At 63.3% G+C, this 9442-nt stretch carries 11 protein-coding genes; 5 read left to right on the plus strand and 6 right to left on the minus strand.

Annotated features, from left to right (window positions below):
• Positions 1-66: 66 nt before the first annotated feature.
• From FV242_RS21900 to FV242_RS21910, 3 genes are read right to left on the minus strand one after another with little or no spacing between them, the layout of a single operon-like run.
• A complete protein-coding gene (locus FV242_RS21900) occupies positions 67-678 on the minus strand; it encodes a pilus assembly protein PilZ (protein ID WP_147940391.1) in 612 nt (203 codons plus the stop codon).
• Positions 675-3347 carry an EAL domain-containing protein gene (locus FV242_RS21905; RefSeq protein WP_147940392.1) on the minus strand — a complete coding sequence of 891 codons (2673 nt, stop codon included), beginning with the start codon at positions 3345-3347 and terminating at the stop codon, positions 675-677. The genes FV242_RS21900 and FV242_RS21905 overlap by 4 nt, the downstream gene beginning before the upstream one ends.
• Complete coding sequence (locus FV242_RS21910) at positions 3344-3871, minus strand: PilZ domain-containing protein (RefSeq protein ID WP_210248952.1); 528 nt, start codon at positions 3869-3871, stop codon at positions 3344-3346. Before FV242_RS21910 ends, FV242_RS21905 begins: the two co-directional genes overlap by 4 nt.
• A 1188-nt stretch (positions 3872-5059) precedes the next feature.
• On the opposite strand from FV242_RS21910, the gene FV242_RS36355 reads away from it, so the two are divergent.
• The gene (locus FV242_RS36355) at positions 5060-5308 is read left to right on the plus strand and encodes a PsiF family protein (RefSeq protein ID WP_147940394.1); all 249 of its coding nucleotides are present in this window, start codon (positions 5060-5062) and stop codon (positions 5306-5308) included.
• 113 nt (positions 5309-5421) lie between these two features.
• Here the strand turns inward: FV242_RS36355 and FV242_RS21920 are convergent, their stop codons facing one another.
• On the minus strand, positions 5422-6300 hold the full coding sequence (locus FV242_RS21920; protein ID WP_147940395.1) for a tyrosine-type recombinase/integrase: 879 nt from the start codon (positions 6298-6300) through the stop codon (positions 5422-5424).
• Positions 6297-6650, minus strand: coding sequence for a hypothetical protein (locus tag FV242_RS21925; RefSeq protein ID WP_147940396.1), 354 nt, complete (start codon positions 6648-6650; stop codon positions 6297-6299). Before FV242_RS21925 ends, FV242_RS21920 begins: the two co-directional genes overlap by 4 nt.
• Positions 6651-6881: 231 nt before the next feature.
• Between FV242_RS21925 and FV242_RS21930 the strand changes: the two genes are divergently transcribed.
• The 4 genes from FV242_RS21930 to FV242_RS21945 all read left to right on the plus strand — a co-directional run bounded on the left by FV242_RS21930 (position 6882) and on the right by FV242_RS21945 (position 8945).
• Positions 6882-7523: a ParA family protein gene (locus FV242_RS21930; protein WP_246692808.1), complete on the plus strand. Its 642-nt coding sequence runs from the start codon at positions 6882-6884 to the stop codon at positions 7521-7523.
• Complete coding sequence (locus tag FV242_RS21935; RefSeq protein ID WP_147940398.1) at positions 7520-7822, plus strand: ribbon-helix-helix domain-containing protein; 303 nt, start codon at positions 7520-7522, stop codon at positions 7820-7822. The genes FV242_RS21930 and FV242_RS21935 overlap by 4 nt, the downstream gene beginning before the upstream one ends.
• Before the next feature lie 620 nt (positions 7823-8442).
• Entirely contained in the window at positions 8443-8706 is a 264-nt protein-coding gene (locus FV242_RS21940; RefSeq protein ID WP_147940399.1) for a hypothetical protein, read from the plus strand.
• 11 nt (positions 8707-8717) lie between these two features.
• Entirely contained in the window at positions 8718-8945 is a 228-nt protein-coding gene (locus FV242_RS21945) for a hypothetical protein (RefSeq protein WP_147940400.1), read from the plus strand.
• A gap of 293 nt (positions 8946-9238) precedes the next feature.
• On the opposite strand, the gene FV242_RS35195 is transcribed toward FV242_RS21945, so the two are convergent.
• A partial coding sequence (locus FV242_RS35195; RefSeq protein WP_210248953.1) for a hypothetical protein occupies positions 9239-9442 on the minus strand: 204 nt, incomplete at its 5' end.

The following is a 9442-nucleotide window of genomic DNA, read 5'->3' on the forward strand; positions in this document are numbered from 1 at the left end:
GTCGCGTTGCAAGCCTGGCTTTGGCGCATAGGACCGAGCAATGTTGCGCGAGATCCACCCTCCGTCTCAGAGTCGGATGCTCGTGTTGAACGTGCCCTCGCCGAATGGCAGCCGAAACTTCACCGCGATCACTGTGTCCTCGACCCGCACCACGCTTGCATAGCGCTTCCCCACCGTCACGGACGTTCCGACTGCCGTAGTGGTGGCAAACGGCAATTGGATTTTTGCCCCAGTCCTCGATACGTCGAGGATCAATCCTTGAAGGCTGCGCTCCTCGGGCAAGCTCACGATCACGTCGCGGTACTCGGGTACGATCCGCAGTGCTGCCCGTTGTTCGGCTGTCCATGCCGCTCGGGACGTATGCCACGCCAACCGTACGGTGATGCGTGCTCGGCGTTCAGCACTGAGTGTCGGATGGAGGGTGAACCCTTCCGCATCCGTTATGCCAATCCGACCCGGCAAGGCTCCTATCTTGTCGAGGTAGCATACCGCGACATCACGCGGGTGACCCGGCGCTTGCGTCTGGATCGCGATCGCGTCGAGGTCGTCGATCTGCGCTCGGCAGGGGTATTCGGGTCCGCCCTCGACCATCACGCGGCCCGATAGGATCGAAAGGTCGATGGCTGCAGCGTTTTTGGTCGATCGAACGACCGTCGCGTCGTCACCCAAGCCGCTCATGCCGCCACCAACGCACTCGGCAGCTGGAGATACGCCAGAGCCTCGTCGGCAGGGAGCGGTCTGCTGAACAGGAAGCCCTGTACCTCGTGGCACCCCTCCTGGCGGACCAGGTCGAGCTGCTCGGCGGTCTCCACACCCTCGGCAACGATACCCATGCCAAGGCGCTCACCAAGGCTAACCACCGCCCGCACGATCGCAGCCGCATCCGGGTCGGCGATGTCACGGATGAAGGCGCGGTCGATCTTCAACCTGTCGAACGGGAAGCGGCGCAGGTAGCTCAGGGATGAGTAGCCGGTGCCGAAGTCGTCGAGGGCGATGAGGACGCCCAAACCACGGAGCCGGTGTAGGCAAGCCAGAGCCGCGTCGGCATCCTGCATCAGCACGCTCTCGGTCACCTCCAGCTTGAGCCGATTAGGCGATAGCCCACTGGCGGCCAAAGCGGCCAACACCGCCGTCTCCAAACCCTCACGCCGAAGCTGCACGGCCGAGACGTTGACGGCGACGCGAACGTGCGCAGGCCAATGCATCGCCTCACGACAGGCTTCCTGCAACGCCCAGACGCCGAGCGGCACGATCAGTCCGGTCTCCTCGGCTACGGGGATGAAGACGGCGGGTGAGATCTCACCACGAACCGGATGGCGCCAGCGCATCAGCGCCTCGAACCCGACGACGGTCGCTGTGTCAGCTTGCACGACCGGTTGGTAGACGAGCCGGAACTCCCCGCGCCGGATCGCCTCTTTCATGTCGAGACCAAGTTGGCCGTGTGTGGCGATGCGGGCGCCCGCTTCGGCACAGAACTCACGAGAGGTGCTTCGCCCCGCCGCCTTGGCCTCGTAAAGTGCGATGTCGGCGCGCTTGAACAACTCGTCGGCACCAACGTCACCGCCGGTACAGACCGTAAACCCGATGCTGACGCCGATCTCGACCTTGTGTCCATCGAGGTCGATCGGCTCGCTCACCGCCGCGATCAGACGGTTGGCGATGGCATTGGCGGAACACGGCTCGGCGAGATGCGGAAGCACGATCGCGAACTCGTCGCCCCCTAGCCGAGCGACGGTGTCGTAGGATCGTACGACCGCCTGCATCCGCTCGGCCACGACGCGGAGCAGGGCGTCGCCCGCCGGGTGGCCGAGACTGTCGTTGATCGCCTTGAACCGGTCGAGGTCGCAAGCCATCACGGCGAAGGAACTATGGACGCGGCCAGCGTAGGCGATGGCGTGGTCCAGGCGGTCGAGCAACAACGCCCGGTTGGGTAGGCCGGTCAGCGCATCGTGCAGCGCCATGTGCCGCATCCGCTCCTCCGTCTCGCGGTGGGCCGTGACGTCGCGCAAAGCGGCGACGTACCCTGTTGCACAACCGTCGTTCGGGTCGAGCATCAAGCTGACCGATGCTTCGATCCAGACGTAGTGCCCGTCCGCATGGCGGTGGCGCACGCGGCAGGTCCCGGGCGACTCCTTATCCCCGAGCTTGGCCCAGTGCTCGGCGAAAACCGCTCGATCGTCGGGGTGAAGGTGTTCGACCGGGTCACGCCCGACGAGGTCCCCCGGCTCGTAGCCCAGCACGATCCGGGCGGCGGGAGATACGTAGAGCGGGAGCTTATCCAGACCCCCCAGTACGAACACGTCTGCGACGTTGTCGGCGAGCAGTCGGATCTGCATGCTGGCAACCTGACGCCGTTCGGTCTCACGAGCTAGAAGGAGGAGGGCACTGACAAGGACCAGTGCGAGCCCACCGCCCAAAACCCCTTGGGTCAGGGCCAAGCGGCGCCATGGGGCAAGGACCTCATCTTTCGACAACGAGACCGCGACATAGAGCGGGTAGCCCTCCACAAAACCGTGCGCGATGACACGCTCGTTCCCGCTGGTGAGGCCGGTCGCCCAGAACGGTTTGGTATCACCTACAGCAGCATGGTGGCGGTAGCTGTCCGAGGTGGCGAAGTTTCGGCCGATCGTCTCCGAGGCATGCGGCGAGCGTACGAGCAGAGTGCCGTCCGCGCGCCATAGACTGAGGATCGCGCCCGGTTCGTTGTCGACGGCGTCGTAGACGGCCTGGAACGACGCGATATCAAGCATAGCTTGAACCACGCCGATGAATGCGCCGTCCGGCCCGACCAGGCGGCGGGCGATCGGCAGCATGGGCTTACCGCTCAAGCTTCCGATGACCGGACGACCGATGGCCAAACCGTCATCGATCTGTCCACGCAGTTTCTGGAAGTAGTCCCGCTCGTGCACGTCGAGGGATCGGACTGGGAAGACGGCGGCCTCGGCCACCGCGCGGCCATCGGGGTCGGTGACGACGATATTGCCAAGGTCGTGCGTCCGGGCAAGCTGCTTGCGCAAGGCGATGTGCATCGCCTCGGATCCCAAATCATGAGCATGGAGCGCGACGAGGGAGGCGATAATCTGCAGGCGTTCGTCGGTGATCTCGATGGTGCGGGCAGCGTGGTGCTTCAGGGTGAGGGCGGTGTTGGCGACCTCACGTTCAGCGTCGATGAATTCGAGGGTGCGATGCGACCATAGCGTGTGTCCGAAGAAGGCGGGGATGATGATGCCGACGGCAAGCGCCGACAGGCGCAGGCGCCGGCCATGACCGATCATGCGCAGCGAGCGGGGTACAACCAGGCGAGGCATCCAAAGGCCAAATGGTATGCTTAAACGCGATGCGATCATGGCCGTATCCGCTCGTCGAAGTTGTCCGCGGGGAATGGCTCGACGAACTGGACGGCGATGCCGCCCTCGATCGCGCGGACAACGGTGGCGAGGCGTGATCCGATGCGGACAAGCGCGCCGACGAACAGCCCGGGATTGGGGCGCAACGTGATTTTAGCGCCGGATATCGAGATATTGAGGATCGTCCCCGCGAAGACGACAGTCTCGGCGAGGCGAACTTCGACGGAACGGTCGAATGGGACGAGACGGGGTGCACGACGCAGCTGTGCGGATCGGTCGGCTTGGACGACGTGCCATTCCAGACGCGCGGCGACTCTTTCGCGATGGTTGCGCTTGACCATGAAGTCGACAGTGAAGCCTGCGGGTAGGACCTCCGTGACCTTGCCGACCAGAATGCCGACACCGTCGAGAGCACAGACGACGACTTCACCCGGCGTCGCCTTGGCTTCGACGAAGATCTCACCTTGCAGAGGCGATGACAGAACCGCACTACAGGAGACCTCATCGCCGCTGGCGAGCAGCACGCGCCCGAGCAAGGGCTCCGGATCCGGCAGCACTTGCGCGCCATGGGATTGCGCGCGACCTTGTCGGTCGGAATTGTCTGTTCTCGACCTCGTACCGAGCATTGCAAGAGACCGTCATTTGATGGTTTTAGTACGTCAGCGCGGCAGATCAGCATTCGAAGATGCTGGACGCAACTCAAGGTAAGAATTCCGGATATGTATTAAAAAAATATGAACGGTGGATGCCTATAACGCGTAATTGATTGTATTCAAAATTATACAGACCGTACTTTAGTATATAATTTGATTTTTATTCGGCTAACGAAGTGGCATCTATCGATCTGTGTGGTTCTTGCGGTTGGCTTCAAGTCATCGTGAGTCATGCTTTGCCCCAGACGCTGGGACGCCCCGTCACCTACATTCTGCCCGACGCGTGCGGGGGGCAATGGCAAGGCAGGTGTTGAACGCACCCGTCTTACAAGCCGACCGCAGTGCCGCGTGCGCAGGGGTTGCCACTGTTCGTCGACCGCTATTGATCGCTTCTTCAGTGCTCGATAGCGGTCCTGAAGGCCGCTACATGTGAAGGCGCATTGGGGCCATGTCGAGGATCCTAGACGAGCACGTCGACGATCCGACTGACAGTTGCGTTGGGATTGGGGGGAGCCGGTGGTGGGGCCTGCTCTTGAACCGCGACGGACACAGGTTGCTTGTTATCCGTAGGCAAGCCCGTTCGAGCTGCCTGAAGCTGAGCCGCTCGAACCATGGCATAGTAGTTCTCGGTCGAAACGCTAACCATAAATCGCCCCTATAGTATGGGCGATCATTGTTGTCGTAAGTTAAATGTCAGTTAAAAAATGATATTATTTTGTATACACAATTACTATGTTCGATCGAAGTAGTCTATGGTGGTTATCAGATGTATAGATCTGACTTACTGGCTGCTCCTCAATGGCGTTGTTGCGCAGACGTTTTGCGCTGACAGGACGAGCCGCTAGTCCGAGATTGGGACTCCTGGCGCCTCGTACCCCTAATAGAAAGACAGAATGGCTGTACCCTGAGAGGGCGTAACCCTGGCATGTATCGCCAATCACCATCTGCGGATCCCGGTGGCCGGACGGATCCATTATCGCAGCGAAGTCGGGGAGCCGTACCTTCGCCTCAGACTGCATCCACGATGCCCGACCGACGTGCCAAACCAGCCGGATATTCATGCGACCCACCCTCGCGCTTATAGCCGCCTTGACCGCCCTAACCTGTCTTCCTTCCGTGGGAACCGCACAGGGCCGGCCGGAGCCTGATGATGAGAACGCCTCCAGCGCATCATCCCAAGGTGAGGAGGCCGCCGATGTCGTCGATCCGGAGGTGCTTGCACGCTGCCGCCAACAGGCCGCGGATCAGAAGTTGAAGGGTCCGGCTCGGAAGGCCTTCATGGGGACCTGTGTCACGCCCGAGGATTGATGCTGGGTGGACCAGCTGAGCGATGTGAAGCTAGCACCGATGCAGCGCGGTGCTTTGCTACGCTGCTATCAACCTACTGAACTAGTTTTGTTCGTTCGTTGCGATGTAGGTCGCTACACCCCTAAGAACCGAGCGCTACTTTCGCTTGGCCGTGCATGTAGATAGCGCCCTGTCGTCGCCACCGATGCGTGCCCGAGCGTCGCCTGCACAAGATGGATCGGTGCGCCGCGATCGAGGCTATGCGAGGCGTGGGCGTGCCGGAGCCAATGCGCGGAGACCTCCGGCCCGAGACCGGCGCGCGCCGCGGCCGCCTTCACAACCCGGTGGACCGCGCTTGGATCGAGCGCCCCACCCTTCCGCGAAAGGAAGACGGGCGCATCGGCCGTCGCTTCGCCCCGCAGAGCTGTGAGCACCTTCCACGTCGCGGCCGACAGCAGCACGACTCGGGTCTTCCCGCCCTTGCCGAACACCGTCGCCTGTCCAGCCTCATCGCGGACTGCGAGATCCCGCCACCGCAGGTCGCAGACCTCGGAGATGCGCAGGCCGCCGCCGTAGAGCACGGTCAGCAGGACGCGGTTTCGCATGACGGGCTCCTGCCGGATCATCAGCAGGGCATCGGCCTCGGACATGATCCGCTCGGCCAGGGTATTCTTGATCGGCGGCACCTTCACGGCCGCGCCGATGTTGAACCGCAGGAACCCGACCTCCTGGGCGAAGGTGAGCAGCGACTTCAGCGCCGAGGCCGCGAGTGCCACCGTGGCGGACGACCCGGGCAGGCTGGCGAGGTAGTCCTGCAGCTCGCCCATCCGCACCGACCCGAGCGGTTTGCCGACATGGACAAGGAAGCGCCGCGCCTCGCGTTCATAGTTCCGGCGGGTGTTCGGGCTTGACGATCGAGACAGCCACAGCCGTACCATCTGCGCGTCGTCGTCGGCCTGCGCCGGCGGTAGCGCCTCGACGGGCTGGGCGATTGGTACGAGGACAGATGTCACTGGCCTTGTCCGTGCTCAATGAACCCGAACACCCCGCGTTCGCGCTGTTCGGCCTTGGGAACAGTCTGCATCCGTATGCTCAGCTGCGATACGTGCTGCAGCACTCGTCCGCTGTGCCCGTCGCCGTCGATACCGTCCAAAATGACGTAAGATCCACTTCGCCTCATGGTCACAACGTAGAAGGTCGGGTCGAGGCTTGTGGTCACCAACATGACCATGCCCTTGGGGAGATCCCCGTTGAACCGCTGCACTTCGGCAACAAGGTTCTCCCACGCTCGCTCGTCCTGACGCTCCTGCAACTCCCAAAAGGTGGGCGGTAGCGGAGGCATGGTGGGGAAGCCGCCAACCATCGTGCAGCTCTCCAACGCAAGATAACAGGACTTGTATTGCGTTCACGAGAGTGCCACACCAGCATCTCCGCAGCAAGACACGCCGCTATGGTGCTAGCACGCTACGCCGATGCACTCGAACGACCGCACGGCGCTGCTGAGATGAGTCGGCAGCGAGGCAGCGGTTAACGGCTGTTTCATGCTGCGCCCGCACGGTGATGGCGAGACACGGGAGCACGGACATTGCGAGTTGTGGCCTTCACCAGCCGAAAGGGCGGCAGCGGCAAAAGCACCTTGTGCGCCCACCTGTCCGTCTACGCCGATGCCCCAAAGGCGCCGGCCCTTCTGATCGACACCGATCCGCAGGGCAGTCTCGCCCTCTGGCACGAGCTGCGCCAGGCCGAGACGCCGGTCCTGGTAAAGTGTGAGGCCCGTGATCTGCCCGATACTATCGAGGCGGCACGCAAGGATGGGATCGGCTGGTGCTTCGTCGACACCCCACCGCACAACACGGCCGACATCGCCGCCGCCATGCGCGTGGCCGACCTTGCCGTGATCCCGTTCCGGCCAGCCGTCTTCGACATCGCTGCGGTGGCGGCCACGTTGGAGATGGCCCGCGCGATCGGCAAGCCGGTGCTGCCGGTCATCAATTCGGCGCCGCCCCGGCGAGGCGTCCAGCCGGCGCACGTCGTGACCGAGGCTCGTGAGGCGCTGTTCGCTATGAGCGCGACGCCCTGGGCCGGGCAGATCACGACCCGGGCCGCGTTCGCGCATGCGCTCGCCAGCGGTCAGGCCGTCGGCGAGTTCGAGCCGGGCAGTGCCGCTGCCAGTGAAGTTTCAGAGTTGTGGCAGGAGACCCGCCGCGCTCTCGGCATCAAGGGATCGAAGAAGTGAGCAAGAAGCCCTCGTTCGCCAACCTCGGCGCTCGCCTGGCTCCGAAGGCCGTCGAGGCGCCCGCCGCCGCGTCGCTCGCCGTGATGGAAGAGGCCGCGCAGGCAGAGACGGCCGCGGTGAAGGCTCCGCGCGGCAAGCGCCAGCCGGACGGCCGCCGCGGGATCCTGGTCCGCGCGAGGCCCGAGGCGTGGAAGGCCCTTAAGATGGTCGCCCTTGACCGCGAGGTGACGCTGCAGGACGTGATGACCGAGGCCATCAACGATGTGCTCGCCAAACACGGCAAGCCGCCGGTGGCGTGATCGCGCAGGTACAACAGAGGAGAGGACGATGCGCTTAACAGGTCTTGTCGCGGTCGCGGCCGTTGTGATGGCGTCGAGCTCCGCTGGAGCGATCACACCCCTGCCGTCCTGTTCTGCGGCTTTCGTGAAGCGGTGGGTCGAACATGATCGCCGTGTTGAGATCCCGACGCCTCCGCGCCCTTGTGTCATGCAGGCCGAGACAGGCACCTACATCTGCGATCAAAACGGCTGCTCTCGTAGGCATTAAGGCCTGCAGCTTCGTGCTTCGGTACCACGGCATCGCTGTATGCCCGTGCGTCACTACGGTGCTAGTACCATAGCTTGCTGCTTCGATGCGGCACTGCTTATTTACGCCCCTAACCAGCCGCGGAGCGGTTGGGTTCTGCGCAAGGCCGCGCGAGCCGTGATGATGTGGCCGCCCGGCCGGTGCGCCCTAGCTAAGCTGTTCATGACCGAGGAAAATTCTTAGTTGCCCCGCGCTAAGCTGGCGACGGCCGCCGTACTGCTCCTGTCCGCATTCCTTATCGTCGTGGCGCGTGGGGTTGCGCATCTGCCTTGATCAAGGCGCTATGCGAACGAGCCTTATGGACGGGGTAGGGGAGCCGCTGTAGCTCTCCGGCATGGCCAGCAACCCGACCGTGTCCGACCTCCTGAAATCGAAAGAGGTCACCGACGCGCAAGTGAGCGCTGTGGTCGACGCAGTGCTCGCCAATCCGAGGACTGGCCCGTTCGAGCTGGCTTCCGGATGGATCGTCGACCTCACCGCGACTGTGCGCGCGGATCGCCACGCATCAGCCGTTCTCAAAGAGCCAACTGCCAAAGCCGGGAGCAAGCGAGCCGCGGTCAAATCGGCGATCCTGCTGGCGCATCCAGTGAAGGCATGAGCAGCTCGGACATGCGCAAGACCATGCTGGAGTTGATGGGCATCCTCTCGCACGACATCATCGCCACCGAGGCGATGGCGAATGAGCTGGCGGGGGCAGCGTTAGCCCTGTCCGATCAACCAGAGGCCATAGCGATACGAGATATTGCGGTGTCAAAGCGGGTGAGGGTGATTGAGCTGCAAGGCAAGCTCGCTGCCCTGCGCGAGGACTACGCTGCCCGGTTCCCCCTGAAGCTGTAGATCTGGGGCGCCAGCGAACTGCCCTCCCCGATCGCGAGGCAGCCCATGGTCCAGCGCCTGTAGAAGAGCCCACCGGATCGGACACAAGCCTTGGGGGAGAATGACTTCCGTCCGAGCCGGTGAGTGTCCCTCGTCAGGACGCGCCATGTTGCGCGTCAATGGATCGGGGGTCAAACTTTTGAACGAGCCAGGCCGCCTGGTTTTCCGAGCAGCTGGCTTGATGCGACTGCCCTTGCTTCGGCATGCCGGGGGCGGGCGAGCTGCGCCGATACGGTCGGCTGGTGCGACACAATCTAGGAGGATGGAGGGGTGACCTTCCACTCGCCGACGAGGGTGAGCGTCGCGGTGTAGATCTCCATGCCATTCTCGTCGCGGACGATCACCCGGAACGTGCCTTGGTCGCCGACCGGCATCCTATCTCGAACCATGTCCGGCAGTGCGGATAGTGCCATGCTCCGGGCCGCCAAGGGGCATGTCAGGCCCTCGCCGTAGTGGCC

It is taken from the genome of Methylobacterium sp. WL64, assembly GCF_008039945.1.
GTDB lineage: Bacteria > Pseudomonadota > Alphaproteobacteria > Rhizobiales > Beijerinckiaceae > Methylobacterium.